Here is a 24,996-nt window from a genome sequence, read left to right as displayed (position 1 = left end):
GCCTCTTCATGGAGTCTGGAAGGCCGCCGTGAGTCGATTCAACCTGCGATGCCGAGTCATTCGTGATGCCACCGCTATGAAAGGCATATGCTGTACCGCCTGCTAGCTCGATGGCGCTCACCACTTCATTGGCCGCCTCTTTGTTCGATACGTAGCCAACGCCTACGATCGCTTTCTCTTTGGCCAGACCCAGAGCTGTTGCCCGGCCAATGCCGCGTGATCCTGCGAAGATAAGAGCTACTTTTTCATTCAGACCGTTCATAATCAATCTCCAGTTTGTGTTCGCTCAGGAGAATATAATTGATCTGATATCATCAACTAGGTAGCATCTGCAGGAATGACTGGTGTTCCAAGTGAGATAATCTTTTCCGACATGCTGGATGTGAAGGCGTTTGTCGAAGTTGCGACGCGGTCGAGCTTCGTCAAAGCGTCCAGAAGATTGCGAATGCCGAGGGCAACCGTCAGTCGACGCGTAGCGCGGCTTGAAGAGCGTGTTGGTGTAAGGCTGTTTCAACGCACTACCCGCAGCGTGCAAATCACTTCGGCGGGCGAACTGTTGCTTCAGCATGCAAGTCGTATTCTGCACGAGCTCGACGGCGCGCAATTGTCACTAGAGAAATTGTCCGAAACACCCAGCGGCCCAGTCGTCATAAGTGCCCCGATCATACTTGGACAAGCTTTGTTGGGGCAGATTATTGATGAATTCGTGACAAGTCATCCCAATTGCACGCCGGAATTGACGCTCACCAATCAGAAGGTTGGGTTGGTAACAGAAGGCATTGATGTGGCATTTCGTGTTGGCCCGCTGACCGACTCTGCACTGATCGCAAAGCGGATGGGACAAGTTGAAGCCGCTCTATATGTGAGCTCTGACAGAGCATTTAGAGATGAATGGCAAGCCATAGAACCATCGTCTTTAGCCGGGGCTAATATCCTTGTTCTCGGGAATAGAGTTGCAGAAATCAATCCGATGAAACTTGTGAATGAAAAGAACGAAGTCGCGAGTGTGACATTCGAACCCAAGCTTTTCTCTACTGACCCCCAAATACTGTTGCCACCTGCCCTTTCCGGACGTGGGATCGCGGTTTTACCAACGTTCGTGGCAGCGCCATTTGTTCGGCAAGGGAAGCTCAAACGGGTCCTAAAAAATTGGGCCGTCCGGCGCAGTGATGTTCACATACTATTGCCGTCAGCAAAACTAATGCGCCCCGGTGTGCGATCATTCATCGAGATCGCGACAAACCAAATGCGGCTTGCTTTGCAGAGTTGATGTTGTCTTTGCCTCTTGATTGAGCCTCAATGTCCGCTTTCACCCCCAGTATTGGACGTTGAACGGCGGCTCGAACTGGGCCGTAAGCGGTCAGTCTGTTATTGTTCGATCATGAGCGAAAAGCCGACATTCTGAAAACGACCCAATTCTGACCTTCGCGACATTCGCAGTCGGGCGAAGACAGCCAATGGAGACAACGCCCGGCGCGAATACCTTGCGGGCCAAGTCGGGCGGTTTTTGCCCAACGTATGGCTCCATAAGCTCTCGTTGCCATTCTGATCAGGGCTGCAGCCACTCGAGATCACTGCGCCGAGTAAGATCAGAATTGAAGTTGAGGTGGGTCCCGGCGTTCTAGTATGCTCCTGTCCTATCCTGCTGTTTGGTGAATCCTGTCGTGTCTTGGTTCCGGAGGTGCTCAATCATGAGCAGGGCCTGTGCCGCGACAAAATCCGGGTCTTCACCAGCGATCGCATGACCCGAATTTTGTGCAATGATCAGCTCGGACGCGTTTGAGTATGCTGCCAGCTTTTCCTGCGCGGCCATCCATCCGTCCTCAAATTCAGGGGGCAGACCACTCGGTACTTTCCCGTGCGCCAGAACGGTGATTGGAAGGCTCCCCAATCCTTCCGATTCAAGCCGATCATAACTCTTCGGATCAGTAAGCCTGAAGGCTGAGTCGTATTCTCCGTAACCGGGCATGTTGCGGGAATAGATCGCTTGGAACCATCCCCTGTTCTGGGCTGACATTTCGTCAATCCAATCAGGCTGGCCATACTCCAGGCCAACTCGAACTATGCCGGTGTGCCATCCAAATTTCATCAAGGCTGTCTGCCGCCCAAGCGCACCCATTGTATCGGCTGTCTTCTCAAACCAGAGATCAGGTTCCGAGGCGTCGACCAAGACAAGGCCCGCCACGTTATCTTGCCAGTCCAATGCAGCTAGCAAAGCTATCATTCCTCCAGATGATTCAGCGACGAGAATGAAGGGCCCCTTTTCACCGGCTTTGTCGACGAGATCATGGAGGTCGCGGGTCACCTCGGGGACGCTTTGTTCGCGGTTTGCAGGCTCGCTCCAGCCAAGCCCGGCCCGGTCATACGAACACACTCTTGTGTGCGGCGCGATGCGATCCTGCAACTCATACGACACAACCGATGGCGCGCCAGCACCGGCAATCATTACAACCGTCGGACTGCCTTCACCGATGCAGCGAAGGTGCAGCCGTGTGCCATTCACATCTATCAAAACACCTGGCGCTGGGTATTGGGCTGCATCTTTGCGTTCAAGATGGGACTGAGTCAGTGTGCCGACACCTAGCAACAGCACCACTGCCATCACGAGGCCGACCATTATTTTCTTGGGTCGAACGACGCTTCCCACTTCAGAAAGCCCTCACGTCTAGGGTTCGCCGTCTTGGTCGAGCAATTGTTCGGAGGCCTCAAAGTAGGCCGAGAGACCGGAACGGAGGCCAAGGCTAAAGGTATCCACGTGATCAGCCCCTTCAATCACTTCGGATTTCCACTGAACCCCGTTCGGAGCCGCACCCTGAAGGACTTGTTTTAACCGCTCAAAGATTGGTCGCCTGTCCGCTTCATTCCCTTCGGTGCCGATCGAATGATAGACAAAAATCTCCAGTTGGGGTTTGCTCTCCAGCATCTCGCGCACTCGATCATGAAGGTCGCTATCATCAGGTGCGCTGCTCCTGACGATAGCTGCGTCGAATAATTCCGGCTTTCGCGCCAGAGCGTAGGTGGCGAAGCGACCAAAGCGTGACCATCCGGCGAAGATTACGTTCCCATCAACGCGATATTCTTCACGCAGAAACGGAAGCACTGCATCTTCGATATGCGCCAGAGTCTTGTTGGCGTTTTCGCTCGCCTGTTCGTCGCCGACCTCAACAGAGCCATCAACATAGTCAAGCGACGCAAGAATGATGTCATGCTGACCTTCGCCGGCGTTGAACTCGTCCACTACTTCCCGCGTCCATTCATAGCTTTCCTGATCAAACGCAAAGTGAAGGAGCAGGGCATATCTACCTTCACTTGCGGCATTATAGCCTTCAGGAAGTGTGACTGTAACGTGCCATGGCGTGCCCCAATGTCTCGACTCAATGGCAAAGCGCGTTTGGCGCGCGTCGGATGGCTCCACAGAAAAGTCACTCGAGCATGCTGAAACCAAAACCGCGAACATCGCAATGAGCGGAACCCGCAAACTTCGCAGAGCGCCGATAGCTAGCGAAGATCGGGAATCTATCGCAGTATAAGACCCCAGATTTTGCTGCATTCCTTTGGCCTTTCTTTGTATTGAAACAGCGCCGCAGTCTTCGCGAGCAAATCATTGCGACCATCGCCCACTGCGACCCAACGTTGGCATCTCAGTCCGCGAAAGCTGGCACGATCTTTTCCGCCGCTATCTGCAATGCTGTTGGCTCTCGCATGCCTGCTGTTGTCACAACGACTAGATCGAGTTCTTCAATCAGAATGATGAACTGCCCACCGCCCCCTTGCGCGGATGACGCGAAATAGGTTTTGTCGCCCATTCTCAGGTCGCCGCTCCACCAGAAGTAACCATAACCCTGACCAGAGACATCCTTGCCGCCACCAAAGATGCGATCATCACCGTTATAGAGAATTCTGCTGGTTGCTTTGGCGATATACGCTTCGGCGATCAGCTGCTCACCGTTCCATTGGCCCTTGCTCATCGCGAGGGTGCCAAATTTGAGCATATCGCGCGAAGTGAAACTGGATTTCCACCCTCCTGCAGGTAGGCCGCCCAGACCAATCCGCCATTCGTAACCCGCAATGCCCATCTTCTGGAGGAGTTCGGTTTTGATAAAGTTCTCGGCACTGCCGGGCACAACGGAATCAATAACCTGCATCACGATCATGCTGCTGTAGTTCCCGTAAGCAAACTCGGTCAGCACCTCATCGGTTATCGGATCGCTCTGTTCGAGTATGGACTGAACCAGTTTTTGCCCATCGATTAGGTCACGATATCGCTCAAATTCCTCTGCCTTTTCACCTTCGATGCGAATACCGGAGCGCATGGTCAGTGCTTGGTGCAAGGTGACTTTGTCCGCGCCTTCGACAAGGTCGGACCGATCAATATCGTTCAGGAAGCTGATCACGGGTTTGTGCAGATCGTCCATGGTCAGATAGCCCAGCTGGATCGCGCGCCCCAGCGCGAGGCTGGTGTAGGTTTTTGTTGCCGATGCCTGTGGGTGGCTAAGGTTGATCCGGCCTCGTTGATAATAGGACTCAAAAACGAGCTTGCCTTTGTAAGATATGAGCAAACTGTCGATCGCGCCATGCTGACCTTGAGAAATCGCCTCAGCCAAACCCAAAATCATCTCTCGATCACCGCCGTCGGCACCCAATTCGCCAACGGCGATGCCGTCGTCTCTGTCCTCAGGAGCAACCTCGAAAAAGCCGCTGCCGAGTACTGGCACCTCTCGGATGTCTATTAGATCGCTGCCTTCCTCAATTGGCCAGGCTGATGAAACATAGTCCAGATTGGGATCGCCCCAGTGTTTGGTCTCTTGCGAAGCTTCTTCTGCAAAAGCAGCTTGAGACGTGATGGTGCTGGCCATCAAAGGCGCGGTCAGGAGGGCAATAAGATATCGAGTACGCGTCATATTTAATCCTTTGAATGGCAACAAATCTTGCGCTGAGATGCAAGGGCTGCGTTTGACGGTGTCACTGGCCAAAGTCCGCGATCTGCTCTTTCAGTTCATCGAGGTCTTCACCCGAAATCCCGAAATGCATCTTTACGACGACGCTCTTGAGTGACTGGGGCCGTGGCCCGGTCGTCCATTGCAAGAGCGCGTTTGCGGCTTCAGCTTCAAAACAACGGTTAGTTGAATCGAGAACTCGCGGATTATGGACGCTTCCGTTCTGGCGAACATCATGCAGTAACAGCACCGTGCCGAGCCTTACCTTGTAGCCTGGGACACGCTGGCCGTTGACGGTGATCATAGCCCTCTCAGACGTGACATCTTCGATCTCATAGTCCGGGCAACTTGCAGGCAACTCGGGAGAGGTTTGCGTGATGTAGCCAACCGTTCCTAACCCCCGCTCATCCGATCTGCTTTCAGCTGAGATCGCAGCCGTTGTGAGGCCAACAACTCCCGCAGCGGAAAGGGCAAAGATTATTGCTGCCCGCCAGCTGCGCTTGGGAACGTCTGACCTGTTCTCGATGATCTCCAGCAACCGCATTTTGACTCTTCTTTGACGTGAAGCACCAAGCTGCGCCGTAGGGCATGGCAGAGATGTTTCATCGCCGCCCTTCGGACGATGGCTTTGCAACAGTAGAGTTGCATAGGATTTGCGATCCGATGCTGAGAGCTTCTGCGTCGCGGCCCGGTCAGCGCGCAGTTCAATAGCTAACCGCCATTGCCGTACCAGAAACCCCATTCCGGGATTTCTCAGAAGCGCGTCATGCAAAAGCAGAAAGAGCAAGGTGAGTTCGCCATCATTGTGCTGCAAGTGAGCGCGCTCGTGCCGTATCAATGCGGGGCTGGCCTCCATCCCTTCGGGGATAACAACCACCCTCTTGGGCCAAGATAATGTTAACGGCGGGAGCGGCTCGGACGTCGAAAAGACACCGGGTTCCGCTGTGGGCTGCAAAGGCAGGCGTTGTAACCGAAACCACCGCCACAAAGTGCGAGCCATCAATACGCCAGCGCCACTAAGGTAGAGCATCAGTAGGCTCGGCAACCAAATGCCTCCCTGCGATCCTACTTCGGCTCGCAGCGCTTCAGCTTCGAAACCCTGAATTTGCGGCAAGACGACATAGTCGCTGAATGGAATGAGATAGATGAGGCCGGGCAAGAGGCTTACCCAAATTAGCATTGCCCAAACATTTGGGCCGGGAAAGCGCGAGCCGGTCCCATCATTGCCATCGCGCTGGAGATACCAGGCACCGCCAGCGACGATAAGGCTCCAGACATGGACAAGCCCCAACGCCTCAATCATCATTATCGCTTCCGTTGAGAAGGTCGTCTAATTCCAACCACTCTTCTTCCGTCAGCACTTTGCTGTCGTGAAAGGCTGCGGTTGGTAGCGGCCCATCAATCTCCAATACTGTGGCGAAGAACTCGCGCATAACGCCGGACAATGTCCGCGCCTTGCTTTCGCAAGGAGAAAAAACGCGAACTCCATGCTTCGAACTCTGCTTTAACAGAGCCTTATCGCACATCCGCGACAGAGTGGTCCGCGTCGTTGAAAATGACCAATCCATCTTCGGGCCAACTTTCTCCTGAATTTCGCGAGCCGACAAAGGCGCTTCGGCCCAAAGGATTTTTAGGATTGCGAGTTCGGATTTGCTGGGTTGTGACATGTGTAAGCATATATGTTACACATGTCACACGCGTCAAGTCTGAAGCTTCTTGCCGCCGCTCAGGAATGTCGCCACCCACCAGCATAAACAGCCATAAACCAAACGAAATCAGTCTGACCCGTCACCGTCTTTTGGTGGTGATACCTTTGTCCCTGAGCATGTTGATTAAGCTATCTGGTCCCGCAAAGTGACCAAGACCCACCGTGAAGAACGCGGTCCCTTCGTGTTCTTTGAGAAGGTTCTCTAACTCGCTGAGCCAAGCTTCGTTGCGGGCAACCAGCATTGCATTGTAAATCGCCTCGCTCGACCAGGCACCTTCCTTTCCGTGCAAAAGCCGCCCTATCAGTTCGACGTCTCCATCAAGCCATGCATCAGCGATCATCGCTTGCTGGTCCGGCCTGTCGCGCAAGGACCGCGCGTTATGCAGGAGCATGCCCACTTGTTCCTCTTCCGAAAACCTCGCCATGACTTGCATCAGATCTGCCGGGCCCTCCAGCGATCTAACCTCGATGGCACGATCTTTCGCCAAGCCTAGCAGTTGGTTCGATGGAACGTTCTCCAGATCATAGCCACCCTGTGAGATCGCCAATACGCCAAGTTGAATGGAAGCAAGCCAAGGCCTTAACTGATCAAGAGCTGACAGAGGTGCTCCAATTGCGGTTGAGATGGCGTTGATTTCGTCGCGCTCATTCTCATCAAGTTGCGAGCTGAGGCTGCGCCCGTCCGTATTAAGGCCGATCTGCGGAATAAGTGACTGGACAGCGGCCTGCGCTTCAGGAGAGCTGCTATCGGTTTCAATCACAAACAGATTGGCGTCAGTGAGGGAATCCGAGATCAGTTTGCTTTGCCAATCAGTGCCAGGTTTAAGAACCGGCGCAAATCCAAACAGATGAATGGTCGTATCTTCATCGCTGATTGTCCAAAGCGCGGGACCCGCGGTTGGCGCGTCCTCCACTGCCGAAGCCGGCTCGCTTGGGCGTGCGGTCGCGCAGGCTGTGAGCGCGCCTGCAAGCAGAGGTATGGCTAGAAGTTTGAGCGCAGCTGTCCTGTATGGTGAGAGCACCATGAAAATTCTCCAAATGTTAGGTGGCTAAGGGGTCAGTTTGTTATTGAACGGCGGAGGCTCTGGCGGGCAGCAAGCTGATGCGCCTGCAGCCAAGTTACAGCCTTGAGCGCGCACACCAGTCCGATGAAAATCCACTGCGCCATTTGCCCGCCGACCAAAAACGGCAGCGGCAATGTAACAAGGACGATTGTCACAAGCCTTCGTCCGAGCATGCGATGCGTTTTCGTCCAAACCGAATGGTCAGAAAGGGTAGCGGCAGTGCGAAACCCGACCTTGCCTCCGAATGGCACCGTTACGACAAAATTGCCGATCAGGCCGAATGCGAGCGCGATGAAGTAGAAGAACGCAATTTGTGAACCGTCTGATCCGATATAATCGTACAAGTCCAGCGGGATCAAAACTTGCATCAGCAGTCCAATCAAGGCCGGAAATTGCACAGACATTGCCGGGATCAATGCAGATTTTCCGGATACCTCAGCAAGGCGTTCACGTTTAATCCAAATGGCGAGGCCCGTGAGCAAGAGGCCGAAGCCCGCCCAAAACAGGGGGAAGGTTACAATGCTTCGGATCTGTGACTTAGCTTCAGTCAAGCCCACCTTCTCTGGCGGGTATCCATTGGCCCAAAGGGTGATGCCGATACAGGCGGTGAGCGCCACGATGATTGCGGCGGTGAAGAGGGATTGTCTCATGGGCTTGGTTCCGGTTTTCTTGAATTAGATGTTGCACTGCTTTTGCTGGCGGCCGCATCATTGTGGCCAAGCAAATCCATCAAAGCGGACATCGCTTCTTCAGCAACAGTTGCGTTCAGATGATATGTGATGGTCACCCCATCTCTCTCGCCTCGGATGAGATCAGCTTCTTTAAGAGCGGAGAAATGGGTCGACATGGTCGGCTTGGAAACCTGATACGCCTTAGCGAGGCCTCCAGCGGTGGCAGGACCATCCTTCAGCCGCGCAATAATATCGCGGCGGATCGGATGGTTAAGCGCTTTCAGGACTTCGGTAAGCTTCATGGCCCGTAGTTAGGGTCGAGTCTAATTAGAGTCAAGGCTAATTAAGAAAATCGGATCTAAAGATGAAAAATTGGCGGAGCATACAGTCCGTTTCCACCCCCAATTGCGGACGCCAGCCTGCTCGGAGCTGACGTCCGGCGGCAGTCAGATTTCGGTCTTTTCTGCAAGAGTGAGTGCATCCTCAATATCGACGCCGAGATAGCGCACAGTGTTCTCGATCTTGGAATGACCCAGCAAGATTTGGATCGCCCGAATGTTGCCGGTGGCTTTGTAGATGATCGAGGCTTTGGTTCGGCGCAGCGAGTGGGTGCCGTACTCCTCCGGTCGCAGGCCGATGGCCGTAACCCACTCATCAACAAGCCGAGCGTATTGTCGCGTGCTCAAGTGGCGAGCGGGATCAACTCGGCTCGGAAAGACGAAGTCCTCGACGTCACCACCTCTGAGCTCCAGCCAGGCGAAAAGGCTTGAGCGCGCGTCTGCCGCAATCTCGAACTGGACAGGTCGTCCGGTCTTGCGCTGCGTAATTGTCGCTCGCGTTCTAATTTCGGGACCACTAACCAGATCGCCGATCTTCAACTCAACGAGATCACAACCTCGCAGCTTGCTATCAATTGCCAGGTCAAACAGCGCGCGATCTCGAATGCGCTCTTCGCGATCAAGGAAGAATCGGATTGCCCAGATCTGCTTTTGATTGAATGGACGCTTGGGACCAATCTTCGCTCCAAAGTTCCAAGGCACCTTGTTCTGCGCAGCGGGATCGAAGTGTGAGTACGTCATTGCTATTCTCCTTGGCCGGAATGGCCTAGGAGAATGTCTGCTTTCGGGCGCTAAGATCTCGAATGGCAACGTCTTGGATTGGGGCGCAAAGCTGACCCAAGCAATCGACTCCAATTTGCAGAGATTGGAACCGCTCTCCTCTGCCGATCAGCCTGATTGCTCCGCCTCAAACGCCCGCTTTCCTTTACGCCGGAACAGCACAAGCGCCTGCGCACCATCAGGCCCGCGCAGTTTGGCAGCGACGGTGAGGAACGCGCCATATAGCGCGGCGCGATCATCGTCAGTCAGCTCGACCAGATCGGCCTTGGCGACCAGGCCGCCCAGCTCGATCAGTTGCCGGGTCCGTTCGCGGCGTTTGACCTGCCATTCGCGCATGTCGGTTCGTGCCTTTGCTGCCTCAAGCCGATGCCGTGCCGCCATCGAGCGCGAGAGTGCCTTCCGGCTGCTTGTTAGGTCCGTCCGAAGCGTTGCGCCCTTTGCCCTGAAAGAAGGCCGCGCCACGCTTGCGCCAGCCCTCCCCTGTCGCCTTGTCTGTATTGGTCGCTGCATCGAGCAGCGCGCCCGCCAGGACATCAGCATCGAGCGCGTCGGCTCCGGTTGCCGTGACCAGCGCGCCGAGGTCGCGCACGCGGCGCTCCTTTAACTGCTTTGCCTTTTCGGCCAGTGCCTTCAGTTCCGAATCAAAATCGCGGGGTTTGCGCATGTGTTGTCTCCATCGTTGGTGTGATGAAGTCATGATAATATGGACGGTAATCCAATGCAGTAAGGTTGCCGGGACAGTGTGATACGGCCTAGTCCCGATCAGGATTTTATCATGAGAGGGCGCGCTTATACGTCGTGCCGACGTTGCGTTTGCGGTGTAACTGGATTGCCGTCATGGCAATCTTTCACTTCAGCGCAAAGGTCATCGGAAGGTCGAGCGGACGCAGCGCCGTGGCGGCAGCAGCCTATCGTGCAGGCGAACAGCTGCACGACGAACGCATCGACCGCGACCATGACTTCACCAACAAGGCAGGCGTCCTTCACTCCGAGGTAATGCTGCCCAACGGCGCGCCCGAAGCCTTCGCCGACCGCGCCACTTTGTGGAACGCGGTCGAGGCCGCCGAAAAGCGCAAGGATGCCCAGCTCTCCCGCGAGGTCGAGTTCGCCCTGCCCCGCGAAATGTCGAAGAAGGACAACATCAGGCTGGCGCGCAAGTTCGTGAAAGCGGAGTTTGTCGAGAAAGGCATGATCGCCGATCTCAATGTGCATTGGGATATTGGCGAAGACGGCAAGGCCAAGCCGCACGCGCATGTGATGTTGACCATGCGCAAGGTTACCAAGGAGGGCTTTGGCGCAAAGGTCCGCGACTGGAACAATACCACACTGATCGAACAATGGCGCGAGCGTTGGGCCAATCATGTGAATTGCGCGCTAGCGGAGCGCGACATCGACGCGCGGGTCGATCACCGCAGCCTGGAAGCGCAGGGGATTGCGCTGGAGCCGCAGGACAAGATCGGTCCCGCCGCCTCGCGCATTGGCGGACGCGGACTTGAAGCCGAGCGGATCGAGGAGCACCGCGCCATCGCGCAGCGCAATGGCGAGCGCATCATCGCAAATCCTGCGCTTGCACTTGATGCGATCACGCACCAGCAGGCCACGTTTACGAAGCGTGATCTTGCCGCGTTTGTTCATCGGCATAGCGACGGGAAGGAGCAGTTCGACACGGCCTACAACGCGGTGCGCGCGTCGTCTGAAATGATCGCATTGGGCAAGGACGGGCGTGGGCAGGATCGGTTCACTTCGCGCGCGATGATCGAGACCGAACAGCGGCTACACCGCGCCGCTGACACAATGGCCCAGCGCACCGAACACGGCGTCATAGACGTGCAGCGAAACGCTGCGTTCGCCAGCGCTGCAAAGCGCGGCCTTGTCCTGTCCAGAGAGCAGAAATCCGCCTTCGAGCATGTGGCCAACAGCAAGAGTCTTGCGGTCGTGGTCGGCTATGCCGGAACCGGCAAAAGCGCGATGCTCGGGGTGGCGCGCGAGGCATGGGAAAGCGCAGGCTACAATGTGCGCGGTGCAGCCCTGTCAGGGATTGCTGCCGAGGGTCTGGAAAACGGCTCCGGCATCGCATCGCGCACCATCGCCAGCCTTGAGCACCAATGGGGCAAAGGGCGCGAGCGGCTGACTGCCAAGGATGTGCTCGTCATTGATGAAGCAGGCATGGTCGGCACGCGGCAGATGGAGCGCGTGCTGTACCATGCCGCCAAAGCCGGGGCGAAGGTTGTCCTGGTCGGCGACCAGCAGCAGCTTCAGGCCATCGAGGCTGGCTCGGCCTTCAGGGGGATCCACGAGCGCCACGGCGGTGTCGAGATCAGCGAGGTCCGCCGTCAGCTTTCTGCATGGCAACAAGATGCGACCAGGCACCTTGCCACGGGCCAGACCAGCGAAGCGATCCGCACCTATGAAGAGCGCGGGATGGTTCATGCCGCCGACACGCGTGAAGTCGCGCGGACAGAGCTGATCGAGCGTTGGGATCGGGAGCGGCAGACCAACCTCGACGACAGCCGGATCATCCTTACCCACACCAATGACGAGGTGCGCGAGCTGAACCAGATGGCGCGCGAAAAGATGCGCGAAGCTGGCGCACTTGGACCCGATGCAACGATCAGGGCCGCGCGTGGCGAGCGGCAGTTCGCCAGCGGCGACCGAATCATCTTCCTGCGCAACGAACGCGGACTTGGGGTGAAGAACGGGACACTGGGCACGGTCGCAACAGCGAGCGCACGACGCATGGCTGTCCGCACAGACGATGGCCGCGAAGTCGCGTTCGACACCAAGGATTATGCGCATATCGATCATGGCTACGCAGCCACGATCCACAAGGCGCAGGGCATGACTGTGGACCGCGTCCATGTGCTCACCACACCGGGCATGGATAGTCATTCCGCCTATGTCGCTATGTCGCGCCATCGCGAGGGGTTGGCCCTCCACTATGGGCGCGAAGACTTTGCCGATCAGTCTAAGCCTGTCCTGAGCGTTGTCGAGGGGCTTGTTCGCACACTCAGCCGCGAGCGCGGAAAGGACATGGCGGGCGACTACAAGCCCGAACAGGCCTTTGCCGAGCTTCGAGGGATCACCTTCCGCGAGCGGATAGTGAAGATGTTTCGGCAGGTGCCGGAGAAAGCCAAATCGATCTTTGGAACCTTCCGTCCGCAGGCCCGGCAGCTTGAGCAGCTGCCGGTGCAGGCCAGCACGAAAAACGAACAGCGCCGTGCGGTCGAACGCTACGCCCGTGCGCTTGGCGATATTGGCACGATGCAGGCCCAGGGCTTGCCCATGCTTCCGCACCAGAAGGACGCGCTGGAGAAGGCGGGAAAGGCGCTCGACGCGATCCGGCCTCACGCCGCCTCCGATCTCGCTAAGGCGCTGGAGCGGCGTCCTGAGCTGATTGCAGAGGCCACTGGAGGGCGCATCCAAGAGACCATGCGCGCCATGCGGCACGAAGCTGCAGTGCGCACCGATCCGGCGCTGCGAACCGAACGCTTTGTCAGCGACTGGCATGGGTTGAGCACGGCGCGAAAGCAGCTTGAGCAGCAGGGTGATCGCGCAGGCGCGGCCCGCGTCTCAGCCAAGCTGACCCAGCTGGCAAAAGGGCTTGAACGCGATCCGCAAGTTGAAAGCCTGTTGCGCGGCAAAACTCGAGAGCTCGGCATCGATCCGAAGCCCGAACGCAACATCGCCAATGAACTCACCGCAACCCTCGCCCGCGAGCGGACCCGCTCTTTCGACATGGGCATTTAGGAGAAACGACATGGAAGACGACCACATCGAAGAAGTGCAACTGGACCTCGAAGTTGAGGAAGAAACCGTACCACAGCCTAGCACGCAAACGGCAAAAGAAACCGATCCGGCGACGGAGGCGTTCGCTCGCCTCGAAGGCGAAATGGCAATGGTACGCCATACAGTCCAGAACATGGCCAGGGAGAGAGCTGACATCGTGATCCCTGACTACACCACCACACTAGGCCAGATGGCCGATCAGCTGGCGCAGGTCTCCAAGACGATGAACACAATTGGCAACAAGCCTGCCATCGAGCTGACGCCTGAAGACATTGCGTTTGAGATCAAGCGCGCCTCCCAAGACATGCAGCGCGACAGCAGCGACCTGTTTCGCCAAGGCCGCAAAGACCTGGACAATGCAACCGGTCGGCTCGCTGCAATTGTCGGGCGTGTTCGCACCGAGGACGAGCAAAGGCGTCAAACCTGGCGCTTTGCAGTCGCGGGACTGAGTGCCGGTATCCTGCTATGGTCGATCCTGCCCGGCACTATTGCCCGCGCCATGCCGGAAAGCTGGCATTGGCCAGAATGGATGGCCCGCAAGGCTGTTGGAGAGCCGACCATTGTTGAGGCGGGAATGCGGCTTATCCGAACAGAAAATCCAGAAGGTTTTGAAGAGCTGATGATGGCCCACAGTATGCTGAGCACGAACCGCGGGGTGCTGGATCGTTGCAAGGAGAAGGCGCGCAAGAAGGAACGGTCAGTCAGTTGCTCAATAGAAATTTCGCCTTAATGCGTCCGCTTTACGCTTTGCAGACATCTTTCTTGCCATTCTGATAACGACCCAGTTGCGGTCGTTCGGGCTATTGCAAAGTAGCGGCCGATTTCGACAAAATTCCAGGGGCGACCAGACCCGCATAATAGTTCGACCACGTGGTTGTAAGTGACCCTAGCCATAGCCATCTAACTATCAGCTACCTGTCGCAATCGACGGTCTAAGGTTTCCTAAGCAAGAAACCATTTCCTTCAGTTTCGCCTCTTAGTCGCAGCCGGGTCAATTCTGGCGCGCTGCACGCTCGATTGAAGGAAATATCAATGACACATTTCGGCAAGATCAAAAGCTACGACAGCAGCGTGGGCACCGGCTCAATCTCTCCTGAAGGCGGTGGAGACACACTCCGGTTCAAGAAGGCAGACCTCCAGCAGGAAGGCCAGATGCCAAAAGTCGATCAGCGATATAGCTACGAAACCAGCGAGGTCGATGGCGGCAAGAAGAGCGCAATCAACTTACAGCACCAGCAGAGCAACGAACAGAGCCAGGCTGAACAGGCTCGCAATCAACAGGGCTGACGATGCCCATGCGCCCGGTTCATCATCCTTGTGGACCGGGCCTCCATCCTTCCGCGCATGAGGTGAATGGGATCGTGAACCTGGATCGGCTGATCCTTAGTCACCAGCTCGCAAAGAGGAATGCGAAAGCGTCTCGCTCCAGCGTCGATCGCCGGACTTATTTTGATTTAGTTGATTATTTCGCCAAGCGAATAGCCAGGTGGGAACGCGACCATGGTGTTTCAGAGACGGCTTGGCTCCGAGACGAACGCACAATTGATCGTCTGAGCGGAGGTGCTTTCAAGGATGGAAATCCGTCAGCGCACTAAAATTTTTATGAGATGTGGGAGAGGCCTGCAATGGTGCGACCCGAGGGATTTTGAGGCAAGTTGCCTTTTGATCTCCAACTTTAGCCCCCGTCGCTAGTCGGCGGGGGTTTCTTTTTGTAGCTGTGGTTGATTGTTGCGTGCTTGTGCAAGCGCATCACTGAGATTGGTATATCTATAGGCACCAACGGTATGGCTTCCCACCAGCGTAAGAATAACACCCATCTCACGAAGCTCGGTCATGTCTTGTGCCAATGCCTCACGTTGAGAGGTATCGACACTGCCGTCCTCGCCCAGCATATGGGGATGGCAGCGCGGAAGAAATTTGTCTGGGGTCATGAAGTATCATCCCTCTTGTAGGTAACGTTTGAAGTCTCCCAGTTGGAAGACATGTGCCTGCTTTTGAGGCCCAAGCGGGATGCAGTGACGCTCTTGGCGGTCCCGTCACTCATGCAGAGCTTCCGCCGGCAGGACTGGTTGCATCCAGCTGTCGTTTTTCGATTGCCGCGTCCTCGAGGTCTAATTCGATCAGATAGGGCGCTACGAAGCCCGCGTAATCGTCCTTGCGCTGCTGCGGCAGATCTCTCCAACCAGTGATCGACCCGCGACAGTTCTTGTGTCCACATGCACATAAACCGGTGAAGTGTTCGATCCGGTAATTCCGCATGGCATAGTCATACGTGGCTTCGTCTCCAGCTGCGATGTCGCGCATCGCGACGATGTTATGGCCGCCAGAATCATTGAGAATGATGCCGCAGTTCGGATTGCACGAGTGGTTGAACTTGGAACTCAGGCCTGTGTGGAATCCAAATTTGGTCTTGCTGACTTGTGAGGCATGGGAATGGTTGCTGGTCGATCTATCATCAAGCACTCCCACATAGAGCACGTCGTCTTTGCTGAATGATCCCAAGGCAAAAACGCCTTGGCCGCGACCATGTGTAGTTCGCTCTTCGATAATCGCTGTCATCTGAGCAGCCTCAGTCAACAATGGTTTGGGAAGATTGCACGCTATCGGTCTTCAGGCTCACGAAAGGGTACTGCGCGACACCAAGTTGCTGTCGGGCTTTTCGAAGCAAGTCCTCATGATGATCGGCGCAGCCACGTTGCGCAGATACAACTCCTGCCGATGCAGCATTCATCAAGGCAATTTGGTGATTGTAAAGAAGTCTGTTGAAGTTCAATTCACTTTCTCCCTAGTGCGGGAGCGCGATTGTCTCTCAGTCGAAGAGGCGCATTATTGTGTGCTCTCGATAACCATAAGATGGTGATGGTAGCCACGCTTTACAAGATGGTGGCGAGCCGAATCTAGCCGACCCTACGGACCGCAAGGTCCAACGTCCGCTTTCACCCCCACCAGCGGTCTTAGAACTGCCTCAGAGACAGTCTCGTTAACGGACTGACCGTTTCTCTGCGCCACCAGCCGAAAGCGGCTGGTCTGCTCAGGACCCAAAGCCAGTCATTGAAACTGTAAAATCTTGTAAGACTCTGAAGACACTGGCGAAACCCCTAACAAGTTGTTTACGAAGAGAGCTTAACCGCCTCACCATGAAAAGTGGGGTCAAAATGCCGGTTGTTAGGCGTCCAGTCGCGCTAGCGGCAGCATCCATCGTTGATGAAATCTATCGTCCTGTCTGGCGAGGGTACTTCGCGGCGTTTGCTCTCTATTACCTCATCATGTTGCCAACCCACTTCTTGGACTATTCAGGAATTGAACGCTCGGCAATGGTCCTGGTTGCAACCGCAGCTGCATGCGTGGGCTTATGTGGCTTTTGGCAGCTAGGTCGAAAGGGCAACAAGACGAATGCAACGCCGCTATTGTTGCTTATGAATGGCCTGATCGTTCTGAACGTCCTGCTCGCCCTAAACATCAGTTACGTCGAAGAGAAACTTCTCTACTTCTTAATAATGGCAGTCGCGTTTGCGCTCGCAAGCTCAAGTTTTAAGCAGGCAGTGTTCTCAATCGGACTCGCGGCAGTTGCATTGGCCAGCTTTGCGAACCAAACGCCGCAACAGACTTTTGTCACATACGCGTTCCTGGCATTTGGAACCGCAATTGCCGGACTATCGATTGCCTATTTGATGAAAAGAGCTCTTTGGCAGATCGCCATTGCTAAGATAAAATCTGAAGAAGAGTTAGACGAAATAGCTAACGCAAAACGCGCTGTAGAATTCGAACTATCGAACGCTCGTCAGGCCGGCGAGGAGATGCGGAAGAAGTCACTTTCGGATAGTTTGACCGGTCTACCAAACCGACGTGCCTTCTTTGAGAAGATGGAGAGTATTCAAGGTACAGAAATTCGGATTGGGAATTCCATTGAGCCGCCGAAGTCAACGTGGTTGCTACTAATCGATCTCGACGGGTTTAAAGCAGTCAATGACACACATGGACACCTTGTTGGAGACCGATTGCTTCAGGCGGTCGCGGACCGATTGAGATCATTTGCAAGCGCCGACCTATTCGTCAGCAGGATGGGTGGTGACGAGTTCAACCTAATCCTAGAATCCGACCAGAACGAAGGTGGCATCGAACGCCTATGTCATGGCTTGCTCGGTTCGTTGTCGGAAGACTATCGTATCGCCGGACGGCGCATAAAGATCTCGGCGTCTATTGGCTGCAAAATCGTTGATCATCTCAATCCGGTTAGATCCGATATTCGCAAGGCCGACTACGTTCTGAGAGTTGCCAAGAATCAAGGGAAGAATCGCTTTGTCGTATTCGATGGCACGCATGCCGAGGCGGCAGATAGTAGACATAAGATCGAGAACGCACTGCGAGAAGCGGATCTCGGCAGCGAGTTATGTCTTGTATTCCAACCTCAGCTTGACCTTGGTACTGGCCAGATCGTGAGGGCGGAGGCTCTGGTCCGGTGGTCCAGTCCAATAGTCGGAAATGTCGGACCAGACAGATTCATTAAGATCGCAGAAGAAACTGGCTTGATCACCGACCTGACATTGGCGGTAATCAAGAAGGCATTCGGGGCAATGCAGGCTTGGCCAGCACCCGTACCGCTTTCAATTAACCTTTCGAGTCACGATGTTACATCAGATGTAATGATAGACCAGATAATCGCATATTCCGGGGCAATGGAGATCAACCCGGAGTTAGTCGAGCTCGAGGTTACCGAAACTGCCATGTTGGCGGATTTTGAGAAGGCAAATCGAAACCTTAAGCGTCTAGCGGATGCAGGGTTCTTGATAGCACTCGACGATTTTGGAACAGGCTACTCCAACTTCAACTATCTCCGAAACCTACCGATAAGCAAACTCAAGATTGATCGCTCGTTCATGGAGAAACCGGGTGACCCGATGACAGAAAAGATTCTCTTCTCACTAGCAGGCATGGCAAGAACTCTCGGAGTTCACTGCTTGTTAGAGGGCGTTGAGAATGAGGTGGATCTACTGATCGCGAAGCGCGTTGGAGCGGAAACGGTTCAAGGATTCCATTTCGGAAAACCCATGAGCGAACGTGAACTCCTCCGAGCATTTGAAGGTCAAGAAGGATCTTCTGCAGCCTTAGCTGACATCCGTCCTAACCAAGTGCGCCGAAATGCGAACTAAAGTGAGCCGGATTTGAAGGCTGCCGCTATCTGTATCAGGAGGTCAGCTTTCACCCCTAATTTCGGTCGTAAGGCTTTGGCAACCAACCTTCCCCAAAGCGGTCATCTGAGCTTGCAGTCGGTGCGCATGAGTGGCTGGCGATCTTACGGCTTCGGGGAACTCGTCCCAGTACAATATCTGCCCCAAGCTTCCATCAGCTCCACCCTTGCACCGGGATTATCCGGCGTGCCGAGATAGGTGGTGCGGCGATATGCTGCTTGGACCGCGTCCGGAGTCTTATGCGCCAGCGCCGCTTCGACCACCGCATTGGGGAAGCCTTCGTTGGCGGCCCAGTCGGTAAAGCTGGAGCGGAAACCGTGAACGTGGAATGGCTCCTGCATGTCGCGCATGACCTTGAGCAGGGTCATGTTGGACATTGGCTTACCGGTCATGCCGGGGAAGACCACTTCGGCACCCTCAAGCCGCATTGCGTCCGCCTTTACAAGCACCGCCAGAGCTGCCCCTGACAGCGGCACGATGTGCGCCCTGCTGCGCTTCATGTGTTCGGCTGGGATTATCCAAAGACGCTGGTCCAGGTCGAATTCGTCCCACTTCGCGAGCCGCACTTCCTGCGAGCGAACTCCAGTCAGAGTAAGGAGGTTGAGCGCCAAACGCGAGTAGGATGGTTTGCGACGCAGCGCGGTCAGGAATGAAGGAACGGCCACGTATGGCATCGCCTTGCGGTTCGCCGGTTTCTTGATCTGCCTAGGCAGCCCTCGCCCAGCCTTCAGGCTGCGATTACCTGATGGAGCTTCCGTAGAGCGCCAGCCTTTTGCATGGGAGTAGTCGAGCACCGCGCAAATCGGTTGCGGACCTGGCGGGCTGTTTCGGGGATTTCCTGCCAGATCGGCGTGAGCACACTTATAATGTCGGCAGCGGCGATTCCGCCTGTCGCCATATCGCCCAGCTTTGGGAAGGCGTAGTTCTCCAGACTGGCCAGCCATTAGCGACCGTACACATCGCTTTTCCAGCCTGCCTCGTTCTCCGAATGATATTGGGTGGCAGCTTCGCGGAAGGTAACCTTGGCGGCTTCTTCGTCCTTCCTTTCCGTCAGCACGTCGCGCTTGTCGACCTTTACGGCCTTCCGCAGCTCCGCCGCCTTGGCACGCGCTTCGGCGAGCGTGACCAGCTTGGCGCTGCCCACGCCGATGTCCCGTCGCTTGCCGTCCCGTTGGAGTCGCAAATTCCAGTAGGCACCTCCGCGTTTGTCCACTTTCAGGAATAATCCATCACCGTCCTGATAGGTGCCCGGATTCGCCAAGGCAGCCTTTACCGCCACCGCCGTGAGTTTGCCCATTGCTCTACCCCCACATTTTTTCGGACCAGGTTTCAAAACCAAAGTGTGGGGGTAAGCCACTTTACCCCCACATTACCCCCACACTTGGTTCCGGCTGCAGGCAAATTGCAGCGGTCAAATGCGGACAGTAGGAGCGATAATACTCTTGGTTTTCTGGGATTTCTAGAACTTTTCGGGGATGTGTTGAGATAGGCCGGTGGTGGACAGGGCTGGATTCGAACCAGCGTACGCTTGCGCGGGCAGATTTACAGTCTGCTGCCTTTAACCACTCGGCCACCTGTCCACATTTGGGCCTGAATTTCGCACCAACGACGGTGCCACTTCATCAAACAAAGCCTTAGGCTTCGCTGCCGAGAGGCGCCCCTTTGGCGAAGCTGTGCTTGCCTGTCAATGGGGGTGCTGGCACAGGCGCACTCACAAAACGCAAAAGCAGAGAATAATATGGCAAAAGGTGATCGCAAACGAGCCCTGAGAGGTCGGGCTGGCCGGATGAAGGGCGGGCGCGGATCGGGTAAAGGCACATCGGGTCATGTGCGCCTGTGGGGCCGCCACCCGGTTGAGGCCGCTTTGAAAAACCCTGACCGCCAGCACCGCAAGCTGTGGGCCACCCGTGAAGGGATCGAGACGTTGGACGGCGAACTGCCGCCCGATTTTCCGGTGGAATATGCCGATGTCACCGATCTTGCACGCCTGGTTGCCAAAGACGCGCCTCATCAAGGCCTGGTACTTGAATGTGAGCCGCTGCCCGATGTCTTTCTGGACGAGGTTGCGACCGGAGATCCCTCACGCCCGGTGGTGATTCTCGACCAGGTGACCGATCCGCACAATGTGGGGGCAATCCTGCGGTCTGCTGCCGCTTTTGGAGCGGCTTGCCTTGTCACACAGGACCGACATGCCCCGCCAGAAGGCGGCGTGCTCGCCAAATCGGCTTCCGGCGCGCTGGAGACGGTGCCGTGGGTGCGCGTCGTCAATTTGGCGCGGGCGCTCGATGAGCTTGCCGAGGCTGGTTATTGGCGCATCGGACTTGCGGGCGAAGCAGAGCCGACGCTTGCCGAGAGCCTTACCAGCGGCCCGCTTGCGATCGTCCTTGGCGCAGAGGGCGAAGGTATGCGGCACAATATAGCCGGGCATTGCGACGCCTTGGCCCGGCTCCCGATCACATCCGATATCGAAAGTCTTAACGTTTCAAATGCAGCAGCTATTGCATTATATGCTGTGGCCACCCGCTCACCCGATTAGGTGAGCGCTGCCAAGGGGGAAACATATGAGTGTTCAAACATCGACGCGCGGATTTGCAATCGCTCTAATCGCGGCGCTGTCATTGCTTTTGACAGGCTGCTTCATCACTCCTGGCAAGTTCACATCCGAACTGGTCTTGTTGGAAGATGATCGCTTTACCTTCACCTATGAGGGGGAGATTTTCTTCCTCGGCCTCTCCAGTTTCGCTCAGATGGGCGCGGCAAGCGAAGAGTTTGAGCCAGACGAATGCTACGATGAAGACAGCTTCGAAACACGCGAGTGCACTGTGGCCGAGCTTGCGGAGCAACGCGAGGTTTGGGAGATGAACGCGCCGGTGCGCGCCGCTAAAGCCCAAGAAGAACAGGCGCAGCAGATGGGCGCGATGATGGGCGGCATTGATCCCAGCGATCCTGAGGCATCGGCCAAACTGGTGGCGCTCCTTTCCCGGCAAAAAGGTTGGGAGCGCGTGGAGGACAAGGGCGACGGTGTCTTTGACGTGCGATATGCAGTGAGCGGCGAGCTTGGCCACGATTTCATGTTCCCGGTGATCGAAGGCTTTCCAACCACCAATCCCTTCGTTCAGATTATCCTTCGCGAAGCCAATCTTGTGCGGGTAAATGCTCCGGGCTTTGCGGCGCAGAATGAGAGCAATCCGATAAGTGCCATGATGGGCGGCCTGGCGGGACTTAGCGGAATGGCAGCGATGGCCGATCAGCGCCCCAACGGCGGGGAAATGCCTGATTTCCCAGCACTGGAAGGCACTTTCACCATCATCACCAATGGCCACGTCAGGGCCAAAAACACGGACGACGGGTCGGCTTCAACCGAACGCGGTGAAGAGCTTGTGTGGGAGATTTCGCCCCGGACTGCATCCGCTCCAACTGCTCTGATTGATTTGGCTCGCTAAAGAAGCCTGCGGACCTAAGAATGAGCAAGGCCCCGTAAGCATTTCGCTTACGGGGCCCATTGAATTCTTCGTCTAACCTATTTTATTCTTCAAAGGCGCGCTCCCAACGCGCCACATGGCTCAATTGACTGCGTCTTTGAGACCCTTGCCCGCTTTGAACTTCGGTTGGTTAGAAGCCTTGATCGGCATTGGCTCGCCAGTGCGAGGGTTGCGGCCCATAGACGCCTTGCGCTTTGCAACTGCAAAGGTGCCAAATCCGACCAGACGGACTTCATCGCCATCAGCAAGAGCTTTCTGGATTGCGTCAAACACCCCCTCAACAGCATTTGCCGTATCGCTTTTCGAAAGCCCGCTCGTCTCAGCGACTGCGCTGATCAGATCATTTTTGTTCATTAGTTAGTACCCCTCATTCTTTTTGAACTGGTTAGAGTGAATCGCCCCCTGATAGCTCAGAATTGAGCCGCTTTTTGGCGGGCTGTCAAAGACAAATCGGGCGAATTGGCCTGTGAATTCGGCCAGAATTGCTCTTTTGCGATGAACCGATGCCCAGACCCCACAGCAAGGATGATCGGTGCCAATCCATTGACATTTCGTCAACGGATCTGCCTTGTCCAATCCAAGCCGACTCTCGCCCCACGCACCTCAATGCGCAGTTGGGGTTTCCCCTCCAGGTCGCGCCTGAGAACCGGGCTGCGAGGCTAGATCGTCCGCTTCTGTCCACTCAATCGGCGCCGGCCGATCAATCAGCGCCTGTTCCAGCACCTGATCGACATGGGCAACAGGAACGATCTCGAGTCCTTCTTTGACGTTCTCGGGTATCTCGGCAAGGTCTTTTACATTTTCCTCAGGGATCAGCACTTTTGTGATGCCGCCACGCAGGGCCGCGAGAAGCTTTTCCTTAAGACCGCCAATGGCGAGTACCCGGCCGCGTAGCGTCACTTCGCCGGTCATCGCAATGTCCGGATTGATCGACGCGCCAGTTAGAGTGGAGACAATCGAGGTAACCATGCCGATTCCTGCGCTTGGCCCATCCTTGGGGACCGCGCCTTCGGGCAGGTGGATGTGGATATTCTTGCGGTGAAACAGAGACGGCTTGATGCCGTATTGAGGCGCGCGAGCTTTCACGAATGAGAAAGCAGCGGAAACGCTTTCCTGCATCACATCGCCAATCTTGCCGGTGGTCTTGATCTCGCCCTTGCCCGGCGTGGTGACACTCTCAATTGTAAGGAGTTCGCCGCCAACACTGGTCCAGGCGAGACCTGTGACAGCACCGACCTGTGGCTCATCTTCGCTCATGCCATGCTTGAACTTACGTACACCCGCAAACTCACCAAGGTTTTCAGGCGTGATCGTGATCGAGCTTACTTCCTTTTCGAGGATCTTGCGCAAGCTCTTTCGCGCTAGTCGAGCGATCTCGCGTTCCAATGTCCGGACACCGGCTTCGCGCGTGTAGTACCGGATCAGATCGCGCAGACCATCTTCGGTGAGCTCAAACTCGCCTTTCTTAAGCCCATGCGCTTTGACCTGCTTCTCGATCAAGTGCCGCTTCGCAATCTCGACCTTTTCATCCTCGGTATAGCCTTCGAGCCGAATGATCTCCATCCGGTCGAGCAACGGCTGAGGCAGATCCAGACTGTTCGCGGTGGTGACGAACATGATGTCAGAAAGGTTCAGATCGAGCTCGAGATAGTGGTCTTGAAACTTGTCATTCTGTTCCGGGTCGAGCACCTCAAGAAGGGCCGATGCAGGATCACCTCGAAAATCTTGTCCAAGCTTATCGATCTCATCGAGAAGGAACAACGGATTTGAAGTCCCTGCCTTCTTCAGATTGTTGACGATCTTGCCCGGCATCGAGCCGATGTAGGTCCGCCTATGACCACGGATTTCAGCCTCATCGCGCACGCCACCCAAAGACTGGCGCACAAACTCCCTGCCCGTCGCTTTTGCGATGGATTTGCCCAGGGAAGTCTTACCCACGCCGGGTGGGCCAACGAGGCACAGAATCGGGCCTTTGAGCTTATTGGTGCGTGCCTGCACGGCAAGATATTCGATGATGCGGTCTTTGACCTTCTCAAGACCATAGTGGTCTGAATCGAGTATCTCTTGCGCCTTCGCAATGTCTTTCTTGACCCGGCTTTTCTTGCCCCAAGGCAGGCCGAGCAACACATCAAGATAATTCCGTACGACCGTCGCCTCAGCGCTCATCGGCTGCATGCCCCTGAGCTTTTTCAGCTCGGCGGTGGCTTTCGTCTTTGCTTCTTTTGAGAGCTTGGTCTTGGCGATTTTCTCGGTCAGCTCTGCGATCTCGTCGCCCTCGCCATCGTCCGAGCCGCCCAGCTCGGACTGAATCGCCTTGAGCTGTTCATTGAGATAGTATTCGCGCTGGGTCTTCTCCATCTGGCGCTTTACACGCCCACGGATCTTGCGCTCGACCTGAAGCACCGAAAGCTCGCCCTCCATAAAGGCCATGACGAGTTCCAGCCGCTTGAATGGGCTCGCCTCAGTCAACAGCGATTGCTTGTCCGAGACCTTTGCGCTCAGCGCCGCGGCGACAGTGTCCGCAAGTTCGCCAGCGTCATCAATGTCGGTCAGATCGACATTGTTTTCCTCGCCCATCTTCTTGTTGAGCTTGGCATATTCGCCGAATTGCTCAGTCACTTGCCGCATCAAAGCCGTGACTTCGGTGCCTGCGACCGTTTCAGGCTCGAGCAATTCGACTTCAGAGAGCACATGGCCGTCTTCCTCTCGAAGGGCGACCAGCTTAGCCCGCTCTGTGCCTTCGACAAGCACACGCACTGTGCCATCAGGAAGTTTCAGCATCTGAAGCACCTGAGCGACCACGCCTACGTCATAGAGGTCGTCGCTTTCCGGATCGTCACAAGCCGGATCAAGCTGAGCGAGAAGGAAGATGTCCTTGCTCGCCTCCATCGCGGCTTCAAGAGCAGCAACCGACTTATCGCGGCCAACGAACAGAGGCACAACCATTCCGGGGAAAACGACAATGTCACGAAGAGGGAGAAGAGGGAAAGTTTGAGTCATATTTGCGATCCAATGGGCGCCGTAATTCCGAAGCGAGCGGT

The 24,996-nt window shown here is 55.8% G+C and carries 25 protein-coding genes and 1 tRNA gene; 7 read left to right on the top strand and 19 right to left on the bottom strand.

What is annotated here, in order from left to right; genetic code table 11:
• Positions 1-262 (bottom strand): SDR family NAD(P)-dependent oxidoreductase (locus tag Q0778_RS16165; protein WP_298337621.1); only part of this gene is annotated, 262 nt, incomplete at its 3' end.
• Between the two features lie 75 nt (positions 263-337).
• Between Q0778_RS16165 and Q0778_RS16160 the strand changes: the two genes are divergently transcribed.
• Positions 338-1,270: a LysR substrate-binding domain-containing protein gene (locus Q0778_RS16160; RefSeq protein ID WP_366519556.1), complete on the top strand. Its 933-nt coding sequence runs from the start codon at positions 338-340 to the stop codon at positions 1,268-1,270.
• A gap of 351 nt (positions 1,271-1,621) precedes the next feature.
• Here Q0778_RS16160 and Q0778_RS16155 read toward each other — a convergent pair whose 3' ends face one another.
• The 11 genes from Q0778_RS16155 to Q0778_RS16105 all read right to left on the bottom strand — a co-directional run bounded on the left by Q0778_RS16155 (position 1,622) and on the right by Q0778_RS16105 (position 10,162).
• Entirely contained in the window at positions 1,622-2,617 is a 996-nt protein-coding gene (locus Q0778_RS16155; RefSeq protein ID WP_298337618.1) for an alpha/beta hydrolase, read from the bottom strand.
• Positions 2,618-2,665: 48 nt separating this feature from the next.
• The gene (locus Q0778_RS16150; RefSeq protein WP_298337615.1) at positions 2,666-3,457 is read right to left on the bottom strand and encodes an alpha/beta hydrolase-fold protein; all 792 of its coding nucleotides are present in this window, start codon (positions 3,455-3,457) and stop codon (positions 2,666-2,668) included.
• A 184-nt stretch (positions 3,458-3,641) separates the two neighbouring features.
• Positions 3,642-4,901 carry a serine hydrolase gene (locus Q0778_RS16145; protein ID WP_298337612.1) on the bottom strand — a complete coding sequence of 420 codons (1,260 nt, stop codon included), beginning with the start codon at positions 4,899-4,901 and terminating at the stop codon, positions 3,642-3,644.
• A gap of 61 nt (positions 4,902-4,962) precedes the next feature.
• Positions 4,963-6,243, bottom strand: a complete 1,281-nt coding sequence (locus Q0778_RS16140) for a M56 family metallopeptidase (protein WP_298337610.1) — start codon at positions 6,241-6,243, stop codon at positions 4,963-4,965.
• A complete protein-coding gene (locus tag Q0778_RS16135) occupies positions 6,233-6,604 on the bottom strand; it encodes a BlaI/MecI/CopY family transcriptional regulator (RefSeq protein ID WP_298337607.1) in 372 nt (123 codons plus the stop codon). Before Q0778_RS16135 ends, Q0778_RS16140 begins: the two co-directional genes overlap by 11 nt.
• Positions 6,605-6,725: 121 nt before the next feature.
• Positions 6,726-7,670, bottom strand: a complete 945-nt coding sequence (locus tag Q0778_RS16130; RefSeq protein ID WP_298337604.1) for a TraB/GumN family protein — start codon at positions 7,668-7,670, stop codon at positions 6,726-6,728.
• A gap of 32 nt (positions 7,671-7,702) precedes the next feature.
• Positions 7,703-8,359: an SdpI family protein gene (locus tag Q0778_RS16125; RefSeq protein ID WP_298337601.1), complete on the bottom strand. Its 657-nt coding sequence runs from the start codon at positions 8,357-8,359 to the stop codon at positions 7,703-7,705.
• Positions 8,356-8,682, bottom strand: a complete 327-nt coding sequence (locus Q0778_RS16120; protein WP_298337598.1) for a metalloregulator ArsR/SmtB family transcription factor — start codon at positions 8,680-8,682, stop codon at positions 8,356-8,358. The genes Q0778_RS16125 and Q0778_RS16120 overlap by 4 nt, the downstream gene beginning before the upstream one ends.
• A 144-nt stretch (positions 8,683-8,826) precedes the next feature.
• A complete protein-coding gene (locus tag Q0778_RS16115; RefSeq protein WP_298337594.1) occupies positions 8,827-9,459 on the bottom strand; it encodes a tyrosine-type recombinase/integrase in 633 nt (210 codons plus the stop codon).
• A gap of 147 nt (positions 9,460-9,606) precedes the next feature.
• Positions 9,607-9,879, bottom strand: a complete 273-nt coding sequence (locus Q0778_RS16110) for a conjugal transfer protein TraD (RefSeq protein WP_298337592.1) — start codon at positions 9,877-9,879, stop codon at positions 9,607-9,609.
• Positions 9,857-10,162, bottom strand: coding sequence for a conjugal transfer protein TraD (locus Q0778_RS16105; protein WP_298337591.1), 306 nt, complete (start codon positions 10,160-10,162; stop codon positions 9,857-9,859). Before Q0778_RS16105 ends, Q0778_RS16110 begins: the two co-directional genes overlap by 23 nt.
• Before the next feature lie 173 nt (positions 10,163-10,335).
• Between Q0778_RS16105 and traA the strand changes: the two genes are divergently transcribed.
• The 3 genes from traA to Q0778_RS16090 all read left to right on the top strand — a co-directional run bounded on the left by traA (position 10,336) and on the right by Q0778_RS16090 (position 14,571).
• Positions 10,336-13,245: a Ti-type conjugative transfer relaxase TraA gene (gene traA / locus Q0778_RS16100; RefSeq protein WP_298337590.1), complete on the top strand. Its 2,910-nt coding sequence runs from the start codon at positions 10,336-10,338 to the stop codon at positions 13,243-13,245.
• Between the two features lie 10 nt (positions 13,246-13,255).
• Positions 13,256-14,014: a DUF6118 family protein gene (locus Q0778_RS16095; RefSeq protein ID WP_298337589.1), complete on the top strand. Its 759-nt coding sequence runs from the start codon at positions 13,256-13,258 to the stop codon at positions 14,012-14,014.
• Positions 14,015-14,316: 302 nt separating this feature from the next.
• Positions 14,317-14,571, top strand: a complete 255-nt coding sequence (locus Q0778_RS16090) for a cold-shock protein (protein ID WP_298301295.1) — start codon at positions 14,317-14,319, stop codon at positions 14,569-14,571.
• 401 nt (positions 14,572-14,972) lie between these two features.
• Here Q0778_RS16090 and Q0778_RS16085 read toward each other — a convergent pair whose 3' ends face one another.
• A complete protein-coding gene (locus Q0778_RS16085; RefSeq protein ID WP_298337588.1) occupies positions 14,973-15,215 on the bottom strand; it encodes a hypothetical protein in 243 nt (80 codons plus the stop codon).
• A 109-nt stretch (positions 15,216-15,324) separates the two neighbouring features.
• Positions 15,325-15,843, bottom strand: coding sequence for an SET domain-containing protein (locus Q0778_RS16080; protein ID WP_298337587.1), 519 nt, complete (start codon positions 15,841-15,843; stop codon positions 15,325-15,327).
• A gap of 578 nt (positions 15,844-16,421) precedes the next feature.
• Here Q0778_RS16080 and Q0778_RS16075 point away from each other — a divergent pair.
• A complete protein-coding gene (locus Q0778_RS16075; protein ID WP_298337585.1) occupies positions 16,422-18,434 on the top strand; it encodes an EAL domain-containing protein in 2,013 nt (670 codons plus the stop codon).
• Positions 18,435-18,577: 143 nt separating this feature from the next.
• Here the strand turns inward: Q0778_RS16075 and Q0778_RS16070 are convergent, their stop codons facing one another.
• From Q0778_RS16070 to Q0778_RS16060, 3 genes are all read right to left on the bottom strand, one after another.
• The gene (locus tag Q0778_RS16070) at positions 18,578-19,138 is read right to left on the bottom strand and encodes a site-specific integrase (RefSeq protein WP_298337583.1); all 561 of its coding nucleotides are present in this window, start codon (positions 19,136-19,138) and stop codon (positions 18,578-18,580) included.
• 278 nt (positions 19,139-19,416) lie between these two features.
• Positions 19,417-19,770 carry an Arm DNA-binding domain-containing protein gene (locus Q0778_RS16065; RefSeq protein WP_298337580.1) on the bottom strand — a complete coding sequence of 118 codons (354 nt, stop codon included), beginning with the start codon at positions 19,768-19,770 and terminating at the stop codon, positions 19,417-19,419.
• A gap of 197 nt (positions 19,771-19,967) precedes the next feature.
• A tRNA-Tyr gene (locus Q0778_RS16060) sits at positions 19,968-20,053 on the bottom strand.
• A gap of 158 nt (positions 20,054-20,211) precedes the next feature.
• On the opposite strand from Q0778_RS16060, the gene Q0778_RS16055 reads away from it, so the two are divergent.
• Together Q0778_RS16055 and Q0778_RS16050 are read left to right on the top strand one after the other, a co-directional pair.
• Positions 20,212-21,009, top strand: a complete 798-nt coding sequence (locus tag Q0778_RS16055) for an RNA methyltransferase (protein ID WP_298337577.1) — start codon at positions 20,212-20,214, stop codon at positions 21,007-21,009.
• Positions 21,010-21,034: 25 nt separating this feature from the next.
• Positions 21,035-21,916 (top strand): hypothetical protein, encoded by an 882-nt coding sequence (locus Q0778_RS16050; protein ID WP_298337574.1) that lies wholly within the window; start codon positions 21,035-21,037, stop codon positions 21,914-21,916.
• Positions 21,917-22,036: 120 nt separating this feature from the next.
• On the opposite strand, the gene Q0778_RS16045 is transcribed toward Q0778_RS16050, so the two are convergent.
• Together Q0778_RS16045 and lon are read right to left on the bottom strand one after the other, a co-directional pair.
• Positions 22,037-22,309 carry an HU family DNA-binding protein gene (locus tag Q0778_RS16045; protein WP_298302570.1) on the bottom strand — a complete coding sequence of 91 codons (273 nt, stop codon included), beginning with the start codon at positions 22,307-22,309 and terminating at the stop codon, positions 22,037-22,039.
• A gap of 249 nt (positions 22,310-22,558) precedes the next feature.
• On the bottom strand, positions 22,559-24,955 hold the full coding sequence (gene lon, locus Q0778_RS16040; protein WP_298337571.1) for an endopeptidase La: 2,397 nt from the start codon (positions 24,953-24,955) through the stop codon (positions 22,559-22,561).
• Between the last annotated feature and the right edge of the window lie 41 nt (positions 24,956-24,996).

It is taken from the genome of uncultured Erythrobacter sp. (assembly GCF_947502395.1).
GTDB lineage: Bacteria > Pseudomonadota > Alphaproteobacteria > Sphingomonadales > Sphingomonadaceae > Erythrobacter.
Note: the sequence above shows the minus strand (reverse complement) of the source record. Positions and strands in the feature narration are given on the sequence as shown.